Source organism: Streptomyces sp. NPDC028331 (assembly GCF_055565775.1).
Window position 1 is genome coordinate 415,967 of the sequence record NZ_JBVHTR010000002.1, and the last position, 21,644, is coordinate 437,610.

17 protein-coding genes are annotated in these 21,644 nt (G+C 73.2%); 10 read left to right on the forward strand and 7 right to left on the reverse strand.

Translation table 11 applies throughout. From position 1 onward, the window contains the following. Positions 1-230: 230 nt before the first annotated feature. Complete coding sequence (locus ACZ4SW_RS03935) at positions 231-1,427, reverse strand: LCP family protein (protein WP_468237520.1); 1,197 nt, start codon at positions 1,425-1,427, stop codon at positions 231-233. 248 nt (positions 1,428-1,675) lie between these two features. Further along, positions 1,676-2,434 carry a TIGR03089 family protein gene (locus ACZ4SW_RS03940; protein ID WP_468237522.1) on the reverse strand — a complete coding sequence of 253 codons (759 nt, stop codon included), beginning with the start codon at positions 2,432-2,434 and terminating at the stop codon, positions 1,676-1,678. 288 nt (positions 2,435-2,722) lie between these two features. Here ACZ4SW_RS03940 and ACZ4SW_RS03945 point away from each other — a divergent pair, with 288 nt between their 5' ends. Continuing rightward, positions 2,723-4,135, forward strand: coding sequence for an N-acetylmuramoyl-L-alanine amidase (locus tag ACZ4SW_RS03945; RefSeq protein ID WP_468237524.1), 1,413 nt, complete (start codon positions 2,723-2,725; stop codon positions 4,133-4,135). A 297-nt stretch (positions 4,136-4,432) separates the two neighbouring features. After that, the gene (gene manB, locus ACZ4SW_RS03950) at positions 4,433-5,518 is read left to right on the forward strand and encodes a mannose-1-phosphate guanylyltransferase (RefSeq protein ID WP_468237526.1); all 1,086 of its coding nucleotides are present in this window, start codon (positions 4,433-4,435) and stop codon (positions 5,516-5,518) included. A 49-nt stretch (positions 5,519-5,567) separates the two neighbouring features. Here the strand turns inward: manB and ACZ4SW_RS03955 are convergent, their stop codons facing one another. From ACZ4SW_RS03955 to ACZ4SW_RS03970, 4 genes are all read right to left on the reverse strand, one after another. Then, a complete protein-coding gene (locus tag ACZ4SW_RS03955; protein WP_468237528.1) occupies positions 5,568-6,569 on the reverse strand; it encodes a DNA-3-methyladenine glycosylase family protein in 1,002 nt (333 codons plus the stop codon). A gap of 176 nt (positions 6,570-6,745) precedes the next feature. Beyond that, positions 6,746-8,077 carry a coenzyme F420-0:L-glutamate ligase gene (locus ACZ4SW_RS03960; RefSeq protein WP_468237609.1) on the reverse strand — a complete coding sequence of 444 codons (1,332 nt, stop codon included), beginning with the start codon at positions 8,075-8,077 and terminating at the stop codon, positions 6,746-6,748. A 14-nt stretch (positions 8,078-8,091) separates the two neighbouring features. Continuing rightward, a complete protein-coding gene (cofD, locus tag ACZ4SW_RS03965) occupies positions 8,092-9,075 on the reverse strand; it encodes a 2-phospho-L-lactate transferase (protein ID WP_468237531.1) in 984 nt (327 codons plus the stop codon). A 111-nt stretch (positions 9,076-9,186) separates the two neighbouring features. Next, positions 9,187-9,693, reverse strand: coding sequence for a cysteine dioxygenase (locus tag ACZ4SW_RS03970; RefSeq protein WP_468237533.1), 507 nt, complete (start codon positions 9,691-9,693; stop codon positions 9,187-9,189). 701 nt (positions 9,694-10,394) lie between these two features. Here ACZ4SW_RS03970 and ACZ4SW_RS03975 point away from each other — a divergent pair. The 3 genes from ACZ4SW_RS03975 to ACZ4SW_RS03985 all read left to right on the forward strand — a co-directional run bounded on the left by ACZ4SW_RS03975 (position 10,395) and on the right by ACZ4SW_RS03985 (position 16,103). After that, positions 10,395-10,658: a WhiB family transcriptional regulator gene (locus ACZ4SW_RS03975; RefSeq protein ID WP_003975777.1), complete on the forward strand. Its 264-nt coding sequence runs from the start codon at positions 10,395-10,397 to the stop codon at positions 10,656-10,658. Positions 10,659-10,977: 319 nt separating this feature from the next. Beyond that, positions 10,978-14,589: a glycosyltransferase gene (locus ACZ4SW_RS03980; RefSeq protein ID WP_468237536.1), complete on the forward strand. Its 3,612-nt coding sequence runs from the start codon at positions 10,978-10,980 to the stop codon at positions 14,587-14,589. After that, the gene (locus ACZ4SW_RS03985) at positions 14,586-16,103 is read left to right on the forward strand and encodes a DUF5719 family protein (RefSeq protein ID WP_468237539.1); all 1,518 of its coding nucleotides are present in this window, start codon (positions 14,586-14,588) and stop codon (positions 16,101-16,103) included. The genes ACZ4SW_RS03980 and ACZ4SW_RS03985 overlap by 4 nt, the downstream gene beginning before the upstream one ends. A 37-nt stretch (positions 16,104-16,140) precedes the next feature. Here ACZ4SW_RS03985 and ACZ4SW_RS03990 read toward each other — a convergent pair whose 3' ends face one another. Next, a complete protein-coding gene (locus ACZ4SW_RS03990; protein ID WP_468237541.1) occupies positions 16,141-16,590 on the reverse strand; it encodes a metallopeptidase family protein in 450 nt (149 codons plus the stop codon). A 388-nt stretch (positions 16,591-16,978) separates the two neighbouring features. Here ACZ4SW_RS03990 and ACZ4SW_RS03995 point away from each other — a divergent pair, with 388 nt between their 5' ends. The 5 genes from ACZ4SW_RS03995 (at position 16,979) to manA (ending at position 21,635) form a co-directional block, all read left to right on the forward strand. Then, positions 16,979-17,359 carry a DUF3499 domain-containing protein gene (locus ACZ4SW_RS03995; protein WP_468237543.1) on the forward strand — a complete coding sequence of 127 codons (381 nt, stop codon included), beginning with the start codon at positions 16,979-16,981 and terminating at the stop codon, positions 17,357-17,359. Between the two features lie 211 nt (positions 17,360-17,570). Beyond that, positions 17,571-18,935, forward strand: a complete 1,365-nt coding sequence (locus ACZ4SW_RS04000; RefSeq protein ID WP_468237546.1) for a phosphomannomutase/phosphoglucomutase — start codon at positions 17,571-17,573, stop codon at positions 18,933-18,935. A 129-nt stretch (positions 18,936-19,064) separates the two neighbouring features. Beyond that, entirely contained in the window at positions 19,065-19,235 is a 171-nt protein-coding gene (locus tag ACZ4SW_RS04005; protein ID WP_079102319.1) for a Trm112 family protein, read from the forward strand. Positions 19,236-19,263: 28 nt separating this feature from the next. Continuing rightward, positions 19,264-20,391 (forward strand): SIS domain-containing protein, encoded by a 1,128-nt coding sequence (locus ACZ4SW_RS04010; protein ID WP_468237548.1) that lies wholly within the window; start codon positions 19,264-19,266, stop codon positions 20,389-20,391. A gap of 92 nt (positions 20,392-20,483) precedes the next feature. Beyond that, positions 20,484-21,635 carry a mannose-6-phosphate isomerase, class I gene (gene manA, locus ACZ4SW_RS04015; protein WP_468237550.1) on the forward strand — a complete coding sequence of 384 codons (1,152 nt, stop codon included), beginning with the start codon at positions 20,484-20,486 and terminating at the stop codon, positions 21,633-21,635. Positions 21,636-21,644: the final 9 nt, after the last annotated feature.

Sequence of the window (21,644 nt, forward strand, 5' to 3'; positions counted from 1 at the left end):
AATCCTCCGTCGGGGCCACGCGGCGCCTTCCCCCTCAAGGCGCTCGGGTCTGTGCAACCAGTGCGTGTGCCCAGGACGGACCTCAGGGCGTGGCACCGGATCGCTCACACTATCCGCCCAGTTCAGCGTCGAGCGACGGCGGTGACAAATTCCACTTCCCTACAACCGGGCAATCCGCCCCATTTCTCGGACACTTCTTAGCTCACCTGTTCCCCGCCATGGGGTGCGCTTTACCCGCAGGCGTCCTGGGCGGCCGTGTTGCCGGTGAAAGTGGGTGTGGGGCCGGGGGGCGCCTTCTCCGGCGACCGGGATCCGGAACCGGGCGCCGTATTGCTCGTTTTTGCGGCTGAATTACCCGGAACTTCCTTGGTGACCTCGACCGGCTGGTCGGCGCGCAGGCGCCCGAAGAGTTCGTCCGCGGCCGGCTGCACCAGTTGGTCACGATTGGTGTCCCCCGGGTACGGGGTGCGCGGGGCGGTCAGGAACCGCACATGTTCCGCGGAGAGATTCCCCAGCCCGTGCACGAGTGCGTAGAGTCCGCGCAGACTCGCCAGACCCGGGTCCGTGGTCAGGGCCGAGGTGGCCGCGTCCAGCACGGGGTACAGCTTCACCGGGTTGAGCAGGACGCGGTTGCTGCGCACCTTGGTCACCAGTGCGCCGAGGAAACGCTGCTGGCGCTCCATCCGCTCGGTGTCGCTGCCGTCGCCGAGGCTCTTGCGGGCCCGTACGTAGCCCAGGGCCTGCTCGCCGTCCAGCGTCACCCTGCCCGCGGGCAGCCTGAGCCTGGCGGCCGTGTCGTCGATCGGCTGACTCAGGCACACCTGGACGCCGTCGAGCGCGTCGATCATCTTCTTGAAGCCGTTGAAGTCGACGACCATGTGGTGGTCGATCCGGATGTTCGTCAGCTTCTCGACGGTACGGATCGTGCAGGCCGAACCTCCGGTCGCGAAGGCGTGGTTGAGCATGGTGAACTGCGCCGAGCTGCGGCCGCCGTCCGGCAGCCCGCAGCTCGGCACGTTCACCATGAGGTCGCGGGGCAGGGAGACGGCGGTGGCGCTGCGCCGGTCGGCCGCAAGGTGCAGCAGGATGGTGGTGTCGGACCGCTGCGTCCCGGAGTCCCGCCCGTACCGGCCGTTGCCGGCGCCGGCGCGCGAGTCGGACCCGATGAGCAGGATGTTCTGCGCGCCGCGCACGAGCGCCGTGGGCCGCTCCTTCTCGTACCGGGCGAGCTCGGCGGCGGCGGCCTCGTCCGCGGTGATGTTCGAGTTCAGCTTCTGGTACGCGACCCACCCGGCCCCGGCGGCACCCAGCAGGAGCACGGCCAGCCCCGCCGCACACCAGCGCACCCAGCGCCACCGCCGATGACGTGCTCTCACTGCCGGGTCCACCGCCTTGGGTCGTATGAGCGGAGCTGCTCCTACGACCATGGCCCGGGGCGGCGTTGCGGGGCGGCCGGTACTGGTCCGGATGGCGGCGGACCGCGCCCCTATGGGGGGTGCGGGGTGCGGCGTGGTGCGTTGGGGGCCGCGGTGCGGCCGGGGGCGTTGCCGCGGTCGCCGCGTGGGCGTGCCAGCGGCGATCAGCCACGGCCGGCCCGCGGCCGGCCCACGACCGGCCCGCGGCCGGCCCACGACCGGCCCGCGGCCGGACGGCGGGCGGCACCGCACCCCGCCGCTCAGCTCACAGCCGTGGCCGTCACCTTCTCGCTCTCGATCCGCTTGCCGAGCGCGTCCTCCCCGAGCCGTTCCAGATGCGGGCACAACACGACCGAGCCCCCCGCGGCCAAGGGGGCGTACAACCCGGCGCTCAGCCCCGTCCAGGTGTCGTACGGCAGCCCCGACAGCAGCCGCGCCCCGGGCCCCGTCAGCCCGAGCGGCAGCGCGTCCGCATGAGCCCGTTCCACGACCTGCGCCCCCGTGTACTCGGCACCGGCGACGATCAGCGCCGGCTCGTCCGGGTCGACGGGGGAGTACGGCTGGAAGCGGTCGCCCTGGCTCGGCACCTCGACCGCGTAGTCGGCGAAGCCGTCCGGGGTCTGCGGGAAACGGCCGCCGAGAGGGCGCAGGGCGAGGGCCACGCGCTCCCCGGAACAGGCGCGTGCCGCATCCAGCGTGTCGGGACCGCTGACCACGAGGTCGGCGGCGCCCGGATCACCGCCGACGTCCGCGACGACGCCCACGGACGAGCAGGCGAGCAGCCACACCGCCGTCTGCCAGTGCGCGGGCAGCAGCAGCGCGACCCGGTCGCCGGGCTCTGCGGCGAGGTCGCCCTGAAGGAGGTTGGCGGTCTTGGCCACCCAATTGGCGAAGGTGGCCACGGAGAGTTCGACGCGTTCGCCCGTGGCGTCGTCGTAGAAGGTCACGAGGGGGCGCGCGGGGTCCGCGGCGAGCGCGGATCGCAGCAGGTCGGCAGGGGTGCGATCGGTGGCGTTCACGTCGGCAAGCGTACGCGGGGGCGGATGTGCGGGCGTCGGTGGCGGGGTCTCGGGTGCCACCGGTTCGGCCGAGCGCGGTCGACGGGGCGTCAGTTTCCAGATGGACATATATGTCTGACTATGTCCAAGATCGTGTGCATGCGTGGATATCTTGCTTCCTCGATCGGTGTCACCTGTGCGGTGGTATTGGCCCTTCCGTTCGCGATGCCGGCCGCGTCGGCCGACACGGGTGTGCGGGGTCCGTCGGCTTCCGCGGCCGTCCCCGGCAGTACCCAGTCCCTCCCCCTCATGCCCTTCACCCGTGCCGCCGGGGCGGTGGTCGAAGCGGGCCTGACCCCGCAAGGCGTGCGCTCCTTCTCGCTGGTCGGCGTCGTCTGGGACGACCCCGCCACCGAACTCCACGGCAGTGTCGAGGTCCGGACCCGCGCGAGCGGGACACACCAGTGGTCCGAGTGGCAGGCACTCGAGACGGACCACCGCGGCCACGGTCCCGACCCCGGCACCGCGGAGGGCCGGTCCAGCAGGGTGCGCGGGGCGACGGCGCCGCTGTGGGTCGGCGACTCGGACGGGGTGGAGGTACGGGTGAGCGCCGAGAGGGACGACACCGGTACGACGCGCTCGCCCGCGCTGCCCGACGGCCTTCGCGTCGAACTCGTCGACCCCGGCCCGCAGTCGCAGGCGGGTGCGCCCGGCCCCACCGTGCACGCCGCCGCGCCGGAACCGCCCGACGGGGGTGCTCCCCCGGACGACACCGCGGCCCTGCCACCCTCTCAGGAGGCAGACGACGCGGAGGAGACACCGGCAACGACGAAGGAGCCTTCGCTCCCGGCGACGCAGACGGTGGGCCCGGCGAGTGACACCGCGGTCCCGGCCACGGTGACGGTGAGCCCGGCGAACGAGCCCGCGCTCCCGGCGACGGTGACCGTGAGCCCGGCGAACGAGCCCGCGCTCCCGGCCGCGGACACCGCCGGCCCGGCAACGGAGTCGGGGAAACCCGTGAAGGAGACCGCGAACCCGGCCCAGGAAGCCCCGGAGGCCCCGGGCAAGGAGCCGGAAGCAGTTCCCCAGCAGCTTCCGCAGCACGCGGAGACCCACACCGCCCCGCGCCCGAAAATCGTCACCCGCAGCGGCTGGGGCGCCGACGAAAGCCTGCGCGAGGCGGGCTTCGTCTACACCGACAACGTGAAGGTGGCGTTCGTCCACCACACGGCGTCGGGCAACAACTACACCTGCGCCGAGGCGCCTTCGGTCATCCGCAGTATCTACCGCTACCACGTGGTGAGTAACGGCTGGCGGGACATCGGCTACAACTTCCTCGTCGACAAGTGCGGAACCATCTACGAGGGCCGCGCCGGAGGTGTCGACAAGCCCGTGCTGGGCGCCCACACCCTCGGGTTCAACAGCGACAGCATGGGCGTCGCCGTCATCGGCACCTACTCCGGCAGCACCAAGCCGTCGGCCGGCACGTTGGACGCCGTGGGCGCACTGGCCGCGTGGAAACTCGGGCTGTACGGCATGGATCCGCGCGGCACGACCTACCTGGAGTCCGGGGGCGGCAATCTGTACCCGAAGGGTGAGAAAGCACGACTGAATGTGATCTCTGGTCATCGCGACGGGTACGCCACGGACTGTCCCGGAGCGGAGTTGTACGGCAAACTCGGCACGGTCCGCTCCACCGCGGGCCGCCTGCAGGGCCGCTGAGGACGAAGGGCCGCCGGACGACGTCGTACGGACCACCCGTACGACGTCACACGGTGACACGCGGCACACCGGACGACGGCCCGCACCAACCGCACGAGTTCTTCCGCACGAAGGTGTGAGGGGGCACCCGCCGCACAGCACCGCTGCCGAAGGCCATCACAATGTCATCGAAGGTGCCCGAGAGGGATCTCTCTCACGGTCCTCATAACGCCTCTTGCGGTCCTCATGACACGGTCCGCATACACTGGTCGGCCGATTCACAGATTGGCCGGTCCCGGCAGGAAGCAGAGACGACAGGTGACAGAAGCGATCCTCCTGGTCGGCGGCAGAGGCACCCGGCTGCGCCCGCTCACGGTGCACACCCCCAAGCCGATGGTTCCGGCGGCCGGGGTCCCGTTCCTCACGCACCAGCTCGCGCGGGCGAAGGCGGCGGGCGTGGAGCACATCGTGCTCGCCACGTCCTACCTGGCCGAGGTCTTCGAGCCCTACTTCGGCGACGGCTCGTCCCTCGGCCTCCGCCTCGAATACGTCACGGAGGAGGAGCCCCTCGGCACGGGCGGCGCCATCCGCAATGTGGCGAGCCGCCTCCACTCAGGTCCCGAGGACCCGGTGCTGATCTTCAACGGGGACATCCTCACGGGCCTCGACATCCGCGCCCTGGTCGACACCCACCAGGCGACGGGCGCGGATGTGTCGCTGCACCTGACGAAGGTGACGGACCCGAGGGCGTACGGCCTGGTCCCGACGGACGAGACGGGCCGGGTGACGGCGTTCCTGGAGAAGCCGCAGACCCCCGAGGAGATCGTCACCGACCAGATCAACGCCGGTGCGTACGTGTTCCGCCGCTCGGTGATCGACACGATCCCCGCCGGACGCCCGGTGTCGGTCGAACGCGAGACGTTCCCGGACCTGCTGGCGGCCGGAGCCCATCTGCAGGGCATGGTCGACTCCACGTACTGGCTGGACCTGGGCACCCCGGCGGCCTTCGTGCGCGGCTCCGCGGACCTCGTCCTCGGGCGCGCCCCGTCCCCGGCGGTGCCCGGCCGCTGCGGCGACCGCCTGATCCTTCCCACGGCCTCGGTCGCCTCGGACGCGAAGCTGACGGGCGGCACGGTGGTGGGCGAGGGCGCGTTCGTCGGCGAGGGCGCCCGGATCTCGGGCAGCACGGTGCTCCCCGGCGCCGTCGTGGAGCCCGGGGCGGTCATCACGGACTCCCTGATCGGCGCCCGCTCCCGCATCGGCGAGCGCTCGATCCTCACGGGCGCGGTCATCGGCGACGGCGCGGTGGTCGGCGCGGACAACGAACTCCGTGAGGGAGTACGGGTCTGGTGCGACGCACGGATCCCGGCGGGGGCGGTGCGCTTCTCGTCGGACCAGCAGTAGCGCTCTCCGTGCGACGCCGGGTGCCCTGTGCCGGGCACCCGGCGTCGCGCTACAACCGCCCGATGTCGCCCCGCCGCATCCGCGGGGCGCGCCGCGGCGGCGCACACCCGCTCAGCAGGATCAGCCGCGCCGCCCGGTGCCGCTGGCCCGCGTACGGCTGAAGCAGCGACAGCATCGCGGCGTCGTCCGCGTCCCGGTCCCCGGCCAGCGCGTACCCCACGATCCCGGGCAGATGCAGGTCCCCCACGGTCACCGAGTCCGCCGCGCCGTGACTGCGCTGCACGGTCTCCGCCGAGGTCCACGGCCCGATCCCGGGCACCACCTCCAGCCGCGCCTGCGCCTGCGCCGGCTCCATCCCCACCGATTCCTCCAGCCGTGCGGCGACCCGCACGGCCCGCAGGATCGTCGACGCCCGCTTGTTGTCGACCCCGGCCCGGTGCCACTCCCAGGACGGAATGAGCGCCCAGGTCCGCGGCGCCGGCATCACGTGCATGCGTCCCGGCGCGGGACCCGGCGCCGGCTCCCCGAACTTCCGTACGAGCAGCCGCCAGGCCCGGTAGGCCTCGTCCGTCGTGACCTTCTGCTCCAGGATCGACGGAATCAGCGACTCCAGTACCAGGCCGGTCCGGGTGAGCCGCAGCCCCGGCCGCCGGTGCCGCGCCAGCGCGACCAGTCGGTGCCGTGGCTCGAAGGCGTCGGGATCGTCCAACGCGCCGAGCATCTGAGGCAGTTGGTCCAGCAGCCACTCCGCCCCGGGCCCCCAGGCCTCCGCCTCGGCGATCCCGCCCCGGAGCGCGACCCGCAGTGTGCCCGGACCGAGCGGCGTACGGCTGGCCCGCCACACCGAGCCGTCGGGGGTCGCCCGGAAGGTGGGATCGGCGGGCCCGCGGCGCAGCGGCCCGAGCACCAGGCCCAGGTCCAGTGGTCCGGGCGGGGTCCAGGTCCGCCGCCGTCCGGGCGCCGTGGCCGGCCGGGGGATGCCCGCGGGCACGACGACATGCCCACCGCGCGCGGTCGTGGGGGTGGGGCGGGGAGCGAATCGTCCGGCCACGGATGAGGTCCTGGTGGTAGGTGTGTCGCGGTGTCCTGATGTCCTGGGTGTCCCGGTGTCCGGGATGTCGCGGTGTCCGGGGGCGTGGTGTCCGGGGGCGTGGCGTCCGGGGTGTCGTCCTACGAGAGTAGGGGGCGCGCGCCCGGCCCTGGGCGCCCTGCGGCTGCGCCGCCCGCTCACCGCACCTCGATGAACGCCCCCGCATCCCGCTCCGGCCGCGGCTTCGGTTCCTCGGCCGGATGCCCCACCGCCACGGCGCCCATCGGCTCCCAGGTCTCCGGCAGTTCCAGCACCCCCCGGACGACGTCCCGGCAGAACATCGTCGAGGAGACCCAGGCCGAGCCGAGCCGCTCCCCGGCGAGCGCGACGAGGAGGTTCTGCACGCCCGCGCCCGTCGCGACCACGAACATCTCCCGCTCGGCCGCGTCCCGCCGTGCGTCGCCGTAGAAGTGGGAGCCGTCCATGACCATGCACGGCACGACGAGGTACGGCGCGTTGCGCAGCACGTCCCCGCGCCGGACGCGCCTGGCGATCGACTCCTCGCTCTTCCCGTCCCGGCGCAGGTCCGCGATCCACGCGTCCCGCATCGCGTCGAGCAGCCGCGTCCTGGACTCCTCGGACTCCAGCAGCACGAACCGCCACGGCGTGGTGTGGTGCGGCGCCGGAGCCGTCACGGCGGCGGCCACCGCTCGCCGTACGGCACCGGGGTCCACCGGCTCGTCGGTGAACGCGCGTACCGTACGCCGCTGGGTCACCGCCTCCCGCACCGCCTCGGACGTGCCCAGCCGGAACATGTCGTCGCGCGCGCCGCGCGCCATGGCACGTGCGCCGTCGCCGTCGTCCCCGGTCACCACGTGCGGCAGCCCGCGGACCACCGCGACGGGCAGTCCGGCGGCCTTGCCCTTGACCAGGTCGCCCGCGGCGGCCAGCTCGTCGGCGGTGGCGACGACGGTCGCGCTCAGCGGGTTGCCGTGCGCGTCCGTGCCGCCGCGCAGATCGTCGAGGACCCGCACGCCGGCCGCCCCGATGGCGACGTCGGTGAGCCCGTTGCGCCACGGCCGCCCGAAGGTGTCCGTGACGATCACGCCGACCTCCACGCCGAGCGTGTCCCGCAGTCCCTTGCGGAGGGCGCGCGCGGACGCGTCGGGGTCCTCGGGCAGCAACAGCACCGTGCCGGCGGGGGTGTTCGAGGCGTCGACTCCGGCGGCGGCCATCACCAGGCCCTGCCGGTTCTCCACGATCCTGAGCGGACCGCGCCGGGCGACGACCCGCACCGTCTCGGCGTCGATGGCGGCCTCCCGGTCGTCCGCCCGGACGACGCGCCCCTCCGCCTTGGAGACGATCTTGGAGGTGACGAGCAGGACGTCCCCGTCGGCGAGCCCGGGCTCGGCCGCGGCGATCACCTTGGCGAGGTCGTCGCCCTGACGGATCTCCGGCAGCCCGGGAGGCGCCCAGATCCGGTAGCCGGGCGCGGCAGCGGGCGTGCCCCCGCCGGCCCCGGCACCCATGGAAAGCCCGCCGCTCAAGCCCCCCGCACCTCCTCCGCCAGCGCGAGGGCCTCGTGGGCCATGCGCGCCGTCGCCTCCAGGTCCGTCATCATCAGCGGCACCGCCCGGCAGCGGATGCCCGCGGCCTCCACACGCTCCACGGCGGCCTCGTCCACCGAGTCGACGAGCCAGCCGTCCAGCAGCCCGGAGCCGTAGTGCTCGGCGACCGCCGCGGCCGTGGACTCCACGCCGACCGCCGCGAGCACCTTGTCGGCCATGCCGCGCACGGGGGCGTCACCGACGATGGGGGACAGGCCCACCACCGGGACCCCGGCGTCCGCAATGGCCTCGCGGATGCCGGGCACCGCGAGGATCGTGCCGATGGAGACGACGGGGTTGGACGGAGGGAAGAGGATCACGTCCGCCGCGGCGATCGCCTCCAGGACACCGGGCGCGGGCTTCGCCTGCTCGGCGCCGACCGGTACGACCGCCTCGGCCGGGACGGAGGCGCGCAGCCGCACCCAGTACTCCTGGAAGTGGATCGCCTTGCGCTCGCCGGACCCCGCGGCGGAGCCGCCGTCGGGCAGGGTGACGGCGACGTGCGTCTCGACGCGGTCGTCCGTCATGGGGATGAGCCGGACCCCCGGCTTCCAGCGGTCGCACAGGGCCTGTGTCACCGCGCTCAGCGGATAGCCCGCGCCCAGCATCTGCGTCCGCACGATGTGCGTGGCGAAGTCGCGGTCGCCGAGCCCGAACCACTCCGGTCCGACGCCGTAGGCCGCGAGTTCCTCCTTGAGGTGGAAGGTCTCGTCGGCCCGGCCCCAGCCCTGTTCCTCGTTGATGCCGCCGCCGAGCGTGTACATCACCGTGTCGAGGTCCGGGCAGACCTTCAGCCCGAAGAGGTGGATGTCGTCGCCGGTGTTGCCGATGACGGTGATCTCGGCGTCGGGCACGGCCCGCTTCAGACCACGCAGAAACCGGGCGCCGCCGATGCCGCCTGCCAGAACCACAATGCGCATGGATGCAGTCTTGCAGGCGCCCAGGACAACGGGTGACCCGACCGTGACACCCGCGCCGCCACCCGGCCCGGAGCCGGTGCGGGCCCGGCCGGCTCCGTGCCGTCCGGGCTCTCAGGCCGTGACCGTGTCCACCGTGCCGCGCTCCGCCGCGCACGCCCTGGTGTGCATCGGCATCTCGGTCAGCCCGGGGAAGTAGACGTGCAGGCTGACCGCCGGCTCCAGCGCGTCGTTCACCACTTCGTGTACGTAGCCCGGTGCGAACACCCGCTGCGCCCCCGCGTGCAACGCGCGTGTGCCGCGCTCCGTGCGCTCCGTGAGTGCGCCGTGCAAGACGGTCAGAACGCCGGACGAGCGCCCGTGGTCGTGCAGCCCGCTGCCCTGGCCGGGCACCCAGGACAGCAGCCACACTTCGTAGCCGGGTCCGGTCCGCAGCCGGTGGTACCAGCGGGAGGTCGCGTCGTACCGGACCAGGTGCTCCCACTGGGAGCGGTCGGCGGCGACGGAGCGGGCGAGCCCGGCGAACTCGGCCACGGTTTCCGGGTGCTCGCGCGGCGGCTGGAGCAGGTGCGGTACTTCCAGGATGTCGCCGGCGATCTGCAGGTCGCTGTCACTGTTCATGGGTGCGGTGGTTCCTCGGCGGGAGAGTGCGGGGCGGGGTGTCGCGTGCCGTGCGCCCGGGTCACGGGCGTCGCGCGAGCCCTGATGCGGGCGGAGGGAACGGCAACCGGGCCGTGTGGACCCGGGAGCGGCCGGAGCGCTGGGGCAGGCTCAACAGCCGGAACAGCAACAGCTACAGCGAGCGCGGGCAGCACCGTGGGACCCGGCGGTGCGGGTCTGGGTGGGTGCCGAGTTCGCGAGCATGCCCACTAGCACATCGGTTCACACCTTTCCCTGTCAACTTGGCGTCCGCCATGTGGGAGCTGTTTCACCACATCCGGTTCATCCCGCAGAGGAAAGGTTTGTTCAGCGGAGTCGGGGGGACACATGGCGCACCGCCGGGGACGTGGACGTCGTTGCGATCTCGTGATCCGAATGTGATCCGGTTCGCTTCGACGCACATGTCGGAACGAGATCGAACTCTTGGGCGTCCTTCTCGACGAGGGGTCACAGGGGCACCTGTAACCCCGTCGGCTGTCAGGGTTTATGCCGATTTGAACACTTTCCGCATAGCCTTGGTTCCGCAGAGTGAATAAGGGGCCCAATAGCAGATCTCGGCTTGACTGGCCCGGATCGGCACACTTGTAATTTCACTCGTGTCGTTCAGCCGGATTCGGTAACGGCTACATCACGGGGACGCGAAAGACAGACGAGGGGCGCACATGACCGAGCTGGTGCAGCAACTGCTGGTCGACGACGCGGACGAGGAACTCGGCTGGCAGGAGCGCGCGCTGTGCGCCCAGACCGACCCCGAGTCCTTCTTTCCCGAGAAGGGCGGCTCCACCCGCGAGGCCAAGAAGGTCTGCCTGGCCTGCGAGGTCCGCTCCGAATGCCTCGAGTACGCGCTCGCCAACGACGAACGGTTCGGCATCTGGGGCGGTTTGTCCGAGCGTGAGCGCCGCCGCCTGAAGAAGGCCGCCGTCTGAAGGAGGCCGCTGCCTCAAGGAGGCCGCCGTCCGACGGAGGCCGCCGTCCGGCGTCGTCGTGGCCACTGTCACTGTCCGAAAAGAGTCGTCCAGGACGTCGTAAAGCCGGCGCATGCGTGCGTGGCGGCCGACCCGCCCGGCGTGCGACGAAAAGCCGCACATCCTTTCGTAACGAACGGCCCGTCGCAGGTGGATTGTCCACAGGCGGCGGGCCGCGATCTTGTCCAGCCGTTAGTGTGGGCCTCCGTCCGAGACGTCCCGCCGCCCCCTTGGGGCGCAGGCGTCCACCGCAGTCCATCGAACCGGGGCCCGTACCTCGATGTCCGTGCACAGCCATACGGCGGTCCAACACGACCCGTCCACCCCAGAGTTCCCGCGTCACGTGGTCACCGCGGTGCTCGTCGCCCACGACGGCGCCCGCTGGCTGCCCGACGCGCTCGCCGGGCTGCTCGGCCAGGAACGCCCCGTGCAGAACGCCGTGGCGGCCGACACCGGCAGCGCGGACGACTCCGCTCGGCTGCTCACCGACGCGCTCGGCCCCGACCGCGTGCTGCACCTCGCCCGGCGCACCGGTTTCGGCCAGGCCGTCGAGGAGGCGAGCCGCACCGCGCCCGCCCTGACCCCGGACGACCTGCCCTACCTCAAGCGCCCCAGCGGCTGGGACCCCGTCACCCGCACCTGGCGGGACGAGGCCTACGACATGCCGGAGCTGCCGCACGGCGAGCCGGTGCAGTGGCTGTGGCTCCTGCACGACGACTGCGCCCCCGAACCGGGCGCCCTGGCCGAGCTGTTGCGCGTCGTGGAGAACGAGGCCGAGCTGGGGCGCGAGGTCGCCGTCGTCGGCCCCAAGCTCCGCGGCTGGTACGACCGCAGGCAGCTGCTCGAGGTCGGCGTCACCATCGCCAACTCCGGCCGCCGCTGGACCGGCCTGGACCGCCGTGAACAGGACCAGGGCCAGCACGACCACGTCCGCCCGGTGCTGTCCGTGTCCACCGCCGGCATGCTGATCCGGCGCGACGTCTTCGAGCAGCTCGGCGGATTCGACCGGAACCTGCCGCTGATGCGTGACGACGTCGACCTGTGCTGGCGCGCCCAGGCCGTCGGCCACCGCGTCCTCGTCGCCCCCGACGCCGTCGTCCGGCACGCCGAGGCGGCCTCCCGCGAGCGCCGCACCGTCGACTGCGTGGGCCGCACCGCGGCCTCCCCGCACAAGGTCGACAAGGCGGGCGCCGTCTACACGCTCCTCGCCAACGCCCGTTCCGCACAACTGCCCTGGATCCTGCTCCGCCTGGTGCTCGGCACCCTGCTGCGCACGGTGGCGTACCTCGTCGGCAAGGTGCCCGGGCAGGCCGTCGACGAGATCCGCGGTCTGCTGGGGACGTTGCTGCGGCCGGAACGGATCATCGCCGGGCGGCGCAGGCGCGGCCGGCCGCAGATCGACAAGGGCGAGCTGCGCGCGCTGTTCCCGCCCCCCGGAGCGACCGTCCGGGCCACCGTGGAACAGGTCGCGACCAACCTGGTGGGCCGCTCCGACCCGGAGGTGTCCTCGGCCGGCCGGCACGGCGGCGGTCTGGAGTCCGGACCCGGCGGCGACGACGCCGACTTCCTGGAGGTCGAACAGTTCGCGCGACTCAAGCGCATCGCCCGCAAGCCCGGACCGGTGCTGTTCGGCGTGCTGCTGCTCGTCTCGCTCGTCGCCTGCCGCGCGCTGCTCGGCGGTGGCGCGCTCGCCGGCGGCGCGCTGCTGCCCGCGCCCGCCGACTCCTCCGAGCTGTGGTCGCGCTATCTCGACGCCTGGCATCCGGTGGGCGCCGGCGGCACGCATGCCGCGCCGCCCTATCTGGCGTTCGTCGCCCTGCTCGCCGGGGTGCTGCTCGGCTCCACCGGTCTCGCGGTCACGGTGCTGCTCGTCTGCTCGGTGCCGCTCGCCGGGTTCACCGCGTACTTCGCCTCGCGTCCCCTCGTCGAGTCGCGGCTGCTGCGCGCGTGGGCGTCCGTCGCCTACGCGTTCCTGCCCGCCGCCACCGGCGCCCTCGCCGGCGGCCGTATCGGCACCGCGGTCCTCGCGGTGCTGCTGCCCCTGATCGCACGCGCGGGCATCGCGGCGAGCGGACTCGCCCACGCGTCCGGCGCGCGCGGTAGCTGGCGCGCCACCTGGGCGTACGCGCTCCTGCTGACGATCACCACCGCGTTCACCCCGATCGTGTGGCCGGTCGCCCTCGTCCTGGGCGTCGCGCTGCTCGTCGTGCGCCGCGGCGACATCGTCGCCTACGGCCCGCGCTTCCTCGCCCAGGTCGGCACCCCGCTGCTGCTGCTCGCCCCCTGGTCGCTGTCGCTGCTGCCGTTCGGCTTCTTCAAGGAGGCCGGTCTGGCGTACGGCGCGAGTGCGGCCTCCGCCTTCGACCTGCTCGGCGCGAGCCCGGGCGGGCCGGGCACGGTCAGCGGGCTGATGCTCATCGGTGTCGTCCTCGCCGCGCTGGCCGCCCTGCTGCGCAGCGAGCGCCAGGGCGCCATCCGGACGGCGTGGGCGGCCGCCCTGGTGGCGCTCGTCTTCGCGGTCCTGTCCAACCGCTCCGCGTGGGCCGGTCCGGCGACCCTCGTCTACGGCCTAGCGCTGCTGGCCGCCGCCGCGATCGGTGCGGACGGCGCCCGCGCGCGGGTGGCCGAGCAGAGCTTCGGCTGGCGCCAGCCGGTCGCCGCGCTCATCGCGTTCGCGTCCGCGGCCGGGCCGCTGCTCATCGCCGCAGGATGGATGATCCGCGGCGCCGACGGGCCGCTGGAGCGGCGCGACCCCGTGCAGGTGCCCGCGTTCGTCGCCGAGGAGAGCGGCACCAGCGACCAGGCCCGCACCCTGCTCCTCGACGGCGAGTCGACCGCGCGCGTGGGCTACACCCTGGTCCGTGGCTCGGGCGCCCGCCTCGGCGACGGTGAACTCGCCGCCGAGGACGGCGAGAACAAGCAGCTCGACAAGGTCGTCGCCAACCTCGTCGCGGGTTCCGGCGCCGACCAGGCCGACGAACTCGGCGGCTTCGCCGTGCGCTACGTCCTCGTCCGCAAGGGCGCGCCCCGCGACATCAGCCGCACGCTGGACGCCACGCCCGGCCTGACCCGGCTCAGCCAGCAGGACGGCAGCGCGCTGTGGCGGGTCGACCACGAGGTCTCCCGCGCCGCGATCGTCGGCGGCACGGGCGCCCCCGTGCCCGTCGCGGCCGGTCCCGTGGAGATCCACACCACGATCCCCTCCGGCACCGAGGGCCGCACCCTGCGGATCGCCGACACCGCCGACCCGGACTGGACCGCCACCCTGGACGGCAAGCCGCTGACCCGCACCACCGTGGACGGCTGGGCCCAGGGCTTCCGACTGCCCGCGTCCGGCGGCAGGTTGGACGTCACCTATGACACTCCGCTCGGCCACACCGCCTGGCTGTGGACGCAGGGAGCGCTCGCCGTCGTCCTGGTGGTGCTCGCCCTGCCCGGGCGCCGCCGCGACGTCGACGACGACCTCCCCGAGGAGCGGGTGGTACCCGCGCAGGACACCGCAGGCGAGGGCCGCCGCGCCCGCCGGCTGCGCGCCCAGGCCGAGGCGGAAGAGCCCGCCCAGGACGCCGACACCCCGCCGCCTGCTCCCGAGGAGCCCCCCGCGGCCGTCCCGCACCAGCCGGCCTACGCGGAGTGGGACACGACGGGCTACGCGGACACCGAGTACGGCTCCTACGGCGGCGAGCACTACCAGGGCGCCCCCCAGCCGTACGCGCCGGGCGCCTACGAGCAGCAGCCGTACCAGCACGACCCCTATCAGGGCACCCAGTACGACCCCTACGCCTACGGCAACACGGCGCCGTACGACCCGACGTACACCCAGGGCTACGCCACGCCGTACGACCCGGCGCACGGCACCGACAGTGAGCGCCCCGACGGGAGCCAGCAGTGAAGCGCACGACTCTGTCCCTGATCGCCGGCGCGACCGCGCTGGCCGCCGTCACCGGATTCGCGGCACTCGGCGCGCCGGCCGCCTCCGGCAGCGACACCCCGAAGGCGGCCGCCCGGCTGCCCGTGGAGCAGACCCGGCTGCTGTGCCCGCAGCCGAGCACCTCCGACATCGCCGACACCTCGTACGCGTCCTTCACCCCCGTCGTGCAGGGCGCCGGTGACAACGGCAGGGCCCAACTGACCGCGGCCGCCGAGCAGTCGGCGGACAGCGCGGACACCGGGAACAGCGGCAAGGGAAGCAAGGGCAAGAAGCAGTCCGGCGCGCCGGCGCTCACCCCGAAACAGCCGGGCACCCCGGTCACCGGGGACGGTTCGGGCGCCGACACGCCCGCGTTGATCGGCACCGCCACGGGCAGGTTCGCGCCCGGCTGGACGGTCCAGGAGACCACCTCGGTCGCCGCGGGTGCCGGGCGCGGGCTGCTCGGTATGAACTGCTCCGCCCCGGACACCGAGTTCTGGTTCCCGGGCGCCAGCACGGACGCCTCACGCACCGACTACGTCCACCTGACCAACCCCGACGACTCGGCCGCGGTCGTCGACATCGAGCTGTACGGCAAGGGCGGCGACCTGAAGTCGACCGTCGGCGAGGGCATCACCGTCCAGCCGCACTCCAGCGAACCGGTCCTGCTGTCCACGCTCACCGAGGCACGGGAGAGCGACCTCACGGTCCACGTCAGCGTCCGCAGCGGCCGGGTCGGCGCCGCGGTGCAGGCCCTCGACGACAAGCTGGGCGGCGACTGGCTGTCCGCCTCCACGGACCCGGCGGGCTCCCTGGTGCTGCCCGGCATCCCCAAGGACGCCACCGACGTGCGTCTGGTCGCCTTCACACCGGGCGACTCCGACGCCGACCTCAAGGTGCGTCTCGCCTCGCCCTCCGGGGAGATCACGCCGGCCGGGAACGAGACGGTGCACGTGAAGGCCGGCATGACCACCGCGGTGGACCTCGGCGACATCACGCGCGGCGAGGCCGGCTCCCTGGTGCTGACGCCCACCGGCACGCCGGTCCCGGTGGTCGCCGCGCTGCACGTGGTGCGGGGCACGGGCGGCAAGCAGGAGTCGGCGTTCATCCCGGCCACCGCGCCGGTCGGCACGCGCGCGTCGGTCGCCGGCAACAGCGCCAAGGGCACCACGCTCGCCCTGGCCGCGCCGGGCGCCACGGCCACCGTCAAGGTCACGGCGTCCGCGGGCAGCGGGGGCGGCGCGGCCGTGACGAAGCAGTACACGATCAAGGGCGGGACGACCCAGAACGTGGACGCGCCCGTGCCGAGCGGTCTGAAGGGCACCTACGCGCTCACCGTCGAGACGCTCTCCGGCGGTCCCGTCTACGCCTCCCGCACCCTTGAGACGACCCTCGAGGGCGTGCCGGCGTTCACCGTGCAGACCCTCCCGGACGACCGGGGCACGGTGGCCGTGCCGGAGACGCGGCAGGACCTGTCGGTGCTGCTGGAGAAGTGACGGAAGGACCCCCGGAAGGATCCGTGCGCCTGGGGGCTCAGTCCTCGCCGTAGCGCGGGTCGACCGTCTCCGGTGTCAGCCCCAGCAGCTCCGCCACCTGCTCGACGACCACCTCGTGCACCAGGGCGGCGCGCTCGTCGCGGCTCTTGGTGCGGATCTCCACCGGGCGCCGGTAGACCACCACGCGCGCCCGGCGGCCGTCGCGAGCCGGGATCGTGCCTCCCAGCGGCACGGCCTCGTCGCTCCAGCCGGCGCCGGGGCCGTCCAGGCGCGGCACGTCCAGAACCAGGAAGTCGATCTCGGCGAGCTGCGGCCAGCGCCGCTCCAGGCGCTCCACGGAGTCCTGCACCAGATCCGCGAACACCTCGGCGCGGCTCGCGGAGAGCGGTACCTGGGGCGGTGCGACGGGGCCGCGCATGCCTCGGCCGTGGCGGTCACGGCGGCGGGGCCCGGGTGCTGTGGCGCGGGGCGGTACGGGGGTGTCCATCACTGAAAGAAGCGTAGCCCCCACGGGGGCGCCACGCCCGGCCCGACGCGGACCTGCGCCGCGTCCGGGAGCGTCCGTCCGCCCGGACCGCCGCGGACGGTCCGGTCCAGGCGGACGGGGTCGCGCGGCATGTCGCCGGATGAGCATTCCGGCCAAGCTTGGGCTCGATTCCGTATCCCCCGAGACCGTCGAGCTCATGAAATTTGACGAGGTTTGTACCAAGTGGTGACCGCTTTCAAGGTCGTCCGATATCTCGTCATGGGCTGTCCACCCAGGTCAGCCGTGCGGCCCCGAAAGGGGGTGTGGGGCGTTTCACAGCACGACACGGTGGAGTGACCTGGGGGAGAGTCGTCGCGGCCCGCTCAAGAGTGCGGTACCGTCCAACGTCGTGAGCCCTGTACGTCGCTGTTCGCGCACCGCTTGCGGCCGACCCGCCGTCGCGACGCTGACGTACGTCTACGCCGACTCGACCGCGGTCCTCGGCCCGCTCGCCACCTACGCCGAACCCCACTGCTACGACCTGTGCGCCGAGCACTCCGAGCGGCTGACCGCGCCGCGCGGCTGGGAGGTCGTCCGGCTGCTGGACGGCTCGGCCCCCGCGCGCCCCAGCGGCGACGACCTGGAAGCGCTGGCCAACGCGGTTCGCGAGGCGGCCCGCCCGCAACAGCGCACGGCCGAGGCGGGCGGCGGCAGCAGCGCACGCACGGCAGACCCGATGGAGGTCGCACGCCGCGGCCACCTGCGCGTCCTGCGTTCGCCCGACAACTGAGTTCGCCCGACAACTGAGCGCCCGGATCCCGCGCCGGGTCCCCCTTTCCGGTCCCCTGCCCGCGCCGTCGGCGGTTCCCGCGGACCCGTGTGCCCGAGGGGACCCGGTATGAACTCCGTTCGAAGTGTTCGCCGGACCTTGGACCCCGGGACCGGGTGTCCGTCCCAGCAGGTAATTTGGGGGCATCGTTGAGAACTCAGGAGGGTTGGCCGTGGCTGCTGATCTGTCGCAGATCGTGAAGGCGTACGACGTACGCGGGGTGGTCCCGGACCAGTGGGACGAGACGCTGGCCGAGCTGTTCGGCGCGGCCTTCGCCCAGGTGACCGGTGCGGACGCGATCGTGATCGGCCACGACATGCGGCCCTCGTCCCCGGGGCTCGCGGACGCCTTCGCGCGCGGAGCCGCCGGACGCGGCGCCGACGTCACCGAGATCGGCCTGTGTTCGACGGACCAGCTGTACTACGCGTCGGGTGCGCTGAACCTGCCGGGCGCCATGTTCACCGCCTCGCACAACCCGGCGCAGTACAACGGCATCAAGATGTGCCGGGCCGGCGCCGCACCCGTCGGCCAGGACACCGGCCTCGCCGATATCCGCGCCCTGGTCGAGGAGTGGCTGGACGGGGAAGCGCCGCAGCCCGTGGAGACGCCCGGGACGATCACCCGGCGCGACACGCTGGAGGACTACGCGGCGTACCTGCGCTCGCTCGCCGACCTGACGTCCATCCGCCGCCTGAAGGTCGTCGTCGACGCCGGGAACGGCATGGGCGGGCACACCGTGCCGACCGTCCTGTCCGGGCTGCCCGTCGACCTGGTCCCCATGTACTTCGAGCTGGACGGCACGTTCCCCAACCACGAGGCCAACCCGCTCGACCCGAAGAACATCGTCGACCTGCAGAAGCGGGTGCGCGAAGAGCGCGCCGACATCGGCATCGCCTTCGACGGCGACGCGGACCGCTGCTTCGTCGTCGACGAGCACGGCGACCCGGTCACCCCGTCCGCGATCACCGCGCTGGTCGCCGCCCGGGAACTGGCCAAGCACGGCGGCAAGGGCACGATCATCCACAACCTGATCACGTCCTGGTCGGTGCCCGAGGTCGTCCGGGAGCACGGCGGCTCACCGGTGCGCACCCGCGTCGGCCACTCCTTCATCAAGGCCGAGATGGCCCGCACCGGCGCGATCTTCGGCGGCGAGCACTCCGCGCACTACTACTTCAAGGACTTCTGGAACGCGGACACGGGCATGCTGGCCGCACTCCACGTCCTCGCGGCCCTCGGCGGCCAGGACGGCCCGCTGTCGCAGCTCGTCGCCGAGTACGACCGCTATGTGGGCTCCGGCGAGATCAACTCCACGGTCGACGACCAGAAGGGCCGCCTCGCCGCCATCAAGGCCGCCTACGAGGGCCGCGAAGGCGTCGAACTGGACGAGCTCGACGGCCTGACCGTCTCCTCCGCCGACTGGTGGTTCAACGTCCGCCCGTCCAACACCGAACCCCTCCTGCGGCTGAACGCCGAGGCGAGGGACGAGGCGACCATGGCGAAGATCCGGGACGAGGCGCTGGAGATCATCCGCGGCTGACGCCCCGGCACACCGCGGGGGCGGCGGGGCGGGCGCGCACGGCAGCGCCCGCCCCGCCCAACCCCCGCACGCCGCCGCCCGCAGCGGTAGTCTGACCAGGCCAAGCGCACCAGCCCGAAGGGACCCCTCATGCCGCTCGAAGCCGGCCTCCTGGAGATCCTCGCCTGCCCGGCGTGCCACGCCCCGCTCAAGGAGGAGGAGAGCGAGTTGGTCTGCACCGGCCAGGACTGCGGCCTCGCCTACCCCGTCCGGGACGGCATCCCCGTCCTGCTCGTCGACGAGGCCCGCCGCCCGGCCTGACGCACCCGGCGATCGGAGGCTGCCGCCCATGCTCGACGAATCGCTGCTCGACGACCCCGAGGCGCTGGCGCGCGCCGACCGGCGCGAACTGCTCAGAGGTGCCGCCGAGGCAGGCGCCCGGGTCCGCACCGCCGTGCGGTTCGCCGCCGAGGCGGGGGTCAACGACCTGAAGCCCGACGGCCGCCCCCGAGCCGTCCTCATCGCGGGCCCCGGCACCGCCTCCGTGGGCGTCGCCGAACTGCTCGGCACCCTCGCCGGCGCCGCCTGCCCGGTCGTCCGCATCCACCCCACCGGCGTCGCCCCCGCAGCCGGCGCGCTGCGCTGGGAGCTGCCCGGCTGGGCCGGGCCCGTCGACCTCCTGCTGATCGCGACGCCCGACGGCAGCGAACCGGGCCTCGGCATCCTGGTCGAGCAGGCCTACCGGCGTAGCTGCACCGTCGTCGCCGTGGCCCCCGCCCGCTCCCCGATCACGGAGGCGGTGACCGGCGCACACGGCCTGTTCGTGCCGATGGCGACCGCCCCCTACGAGCCGGAGGAACCCCTCGCCGCGTCCGCGCCCGGCGTCCTGTGGGCCCTGCTGACCCCGCTGCTCGCCCTCCTGGACCGCACCGGCCTGCTGTCCGCGCCGCCCCAGGTCCTGGAGAAGGTCGCCGACCGCCTCGACCAGGTCGCCGAGCGCTGCGGCCCGGCCATCGCCACCTACAGCAACCCGGCCAAGAACCTCGCCGCCGAACTCGCCGAGGCACTCCCGGTCATCTGGACGGAAGGCGTCTCCGCCGCACCGGCCGGCCGCCGCTTCGCCGCCGCGCTCGCCGAACTGGCCGGCCGCCCCGCGCTCACCGCACAGCTTCCCGAGGCGCTCGCCTCGCACAGCGTCCTGCTGTCCGGCGCGCTCGCCGCGGGCGCGGACCCCGACGACTTCTTCCGCGACCGCGTCGAGGAGGCCCAGGCCCTGCACGCGCGCGTGGTGCTCCTGCGCGACCGCCCCATCGGAGGCCTGAGCGCCGCCCCCGCCGCCCGCGAACTGGCCCTCAGCCACGACACGGCGATCAGCGAACTCGAACCCGAGGACGGCGACGAGCTGGAGACCCTTGCGGAGCTGATCGCCCTCACCGATTTCGCCGCCGTTTACGTGGCGCTCGCTTCCGGCGCCTGAGCTTGGCCGACACCACCTGACCAGCGCGCACCGGCCGACGCTGCCCGAGGGGCGGCGGGCCGGGCGGCGTACGTACGGAGAAAAAGACACTCATGGATCGCCTCGACAACACCATCCGCCCCTACGCCTGGGGTTCGACCACCGCCATCCCGCGGCTCCTCGGCGTGGAGCCGACCGGTGAGCCGCAGGCGGAGATGTGGATGGGCGCCCACCCCGGCGCACCCTCGCGCACCCCGCGCGGCCCCCTCAACGAGGTGATCGACAAGGCACCGGAACGCGAACTGGGGCAGCGGACGGTCGCCCGGTTCGGCCCCCGGCTGCCGTTCCTGCTGAAGATCCTCGCCGCCGGCGCCCCGCTCTCCCTCCAGGTCCACCCGAACCTGGACCAGGCGAAGGAGGGCTACGCCGACGAGGAGCGCCGCGGCATCCCCGTCGACGCGCCGCACCGCAACTACAAGGACGCCAACCACAAGCCCGAACTGATCTGCGCCCTCACCGAGTTCGACGGCCTGTGCGGCTTCCGCACCCCCGACGCCGCCGCCGGCCTGCTCGCGGGCCTCGACGTCGACTCCCTCAAGCCGTACGTCGACCTGCTGCACGCCCACCCCGAGGACGCCGCCCTGCGCGAGGTCCTCACCGCCGTGCTGACCGCCGACCCCGAGGAGATGACCCACACGGTCACCGAGGCGGCGGCCGCCTGTGCCCGCCTCGGCGGCGCCTACGCCCCTTACGCCGACATCGCCCACCACTACCCCGGCGACCCCGGCGTGATCGCCGCGATGCTGCTCAACCACGTCCGGCTCCAGCCCGGTGAGGCCCTCTACCTCGGCGCCGGAGTCCCGCACGCCTACCTCGACGGCCTGGGCGTGGAGATCATGGCCAACTCCGACAACGTCCTGCGCTGCGGCCTGACCCCCAAGCACGTCGACGTCCCCGAACTGCTGCGCATCGTCCGCTTCGAGGCGAGCGACCCCGGTGTCCTGCGCCCCGAGGCCTCCGCGGACGGCGAGGAGGTCTACGAGACGCCCATCGACGAGTTCCGCCTCTCCCGGTACGCGCTGACCGAGGGTGCCGCCCCGTGCGACCTCACGCGTGCGACCCCGCAGATCCTGCTGTGCACGGCCGGTTCGGTCCGCGCGGGCGACCAGGTGCTCGCGCCCGGCGAGTCGGTGTTCGTACCGGCGGAGGACAAGGCCGAGGTGTCCGGAGCCGGCACGGTCTTCCGGGCCACCGTCGCCGCCTGACAGCGCCGC

Bases quoted from the DNA above. Each gene is read 5' to 3' on its own strand.
- ACZ4SW_RS03935 (WP_468237520.1), bottom strand. From the start codon at position 1,427: ATGGTCGTAGGAGCAGCTCCGCTCATACGACCCAAGGCGGTGGACCCG.
- ACZ4SW_RS03945 (WP_468237524.1), top strand. From the start codon at position 2,723: ATGCCCTTCACCCGTGCCGCCGGGGCGGTGGTCGAAGCGGGCCTGACC.
- ACZ4SW_RS03960 (WP_468237609.1), bottom strand. From the start codon at position 8,077: ATGGGTGCCGGGGCCGGCGGGGGCACGCCCGCTGCCGCGCCCGGCTAC.
- cofD (WP_468237531.1), bottom strand. From the start codon at position 9,075: ATGCGCATTGTGGTTCTGGCAGGCGGCATCGGCGGCGCCCGGTTTCTG.
- ACZ4SW_RS03970 (WP_468237533.1), bottom strand. From the start codon at position 9,693: ATGAACAGTGACAGCGACCTGCAGATCGCCGGCGACATCCTGGAAGTA.
- ACZ4SW_RS03975 (WP_003975777.1), top strand. From the start codon at position 10,395: ATGACCGAGCTGGTGCAGCAACTGCTGGTCGACGACGCGGACGAGGAA.
- ACZ4SW_RS03980 (WP_468237536.1), top strand. From the start codon at position 10,978: ATGTCCGTGCACAGCCATACGGCGGTCCAACACGACCCGTCCACCCCA.
- ACZ4SW_RS03990 (WP_468237541.1), bottom strand. From the start codon at position 16,590: ATGGACACCCCCGTACCGCCCCGCGCCACAGCACCCGGGCCCCGCCGC.
- ACZ4SW_RS04005 (WP_079102319.1), top strand. From the start codon at position 19,065: ATGCCGCTCGAAGCCGGCCTCCTGGAGATCCTCGCCTGCCCGGCGTGC.
- ACZ4SW_RS04010 (WP_468237548.1), top strand. From the start codon at position 19,264: ATGCTCGACGAATCGCTGCTCGACGACCCCGAGGCGCTGGCGCGCGCC.
- manA (WP_468237550.1), top strand. From the start codon at position 20,484: ATGGATCGCCTCGACAACACCATCCGCCCCTACGCCTGGGGTTCGACC.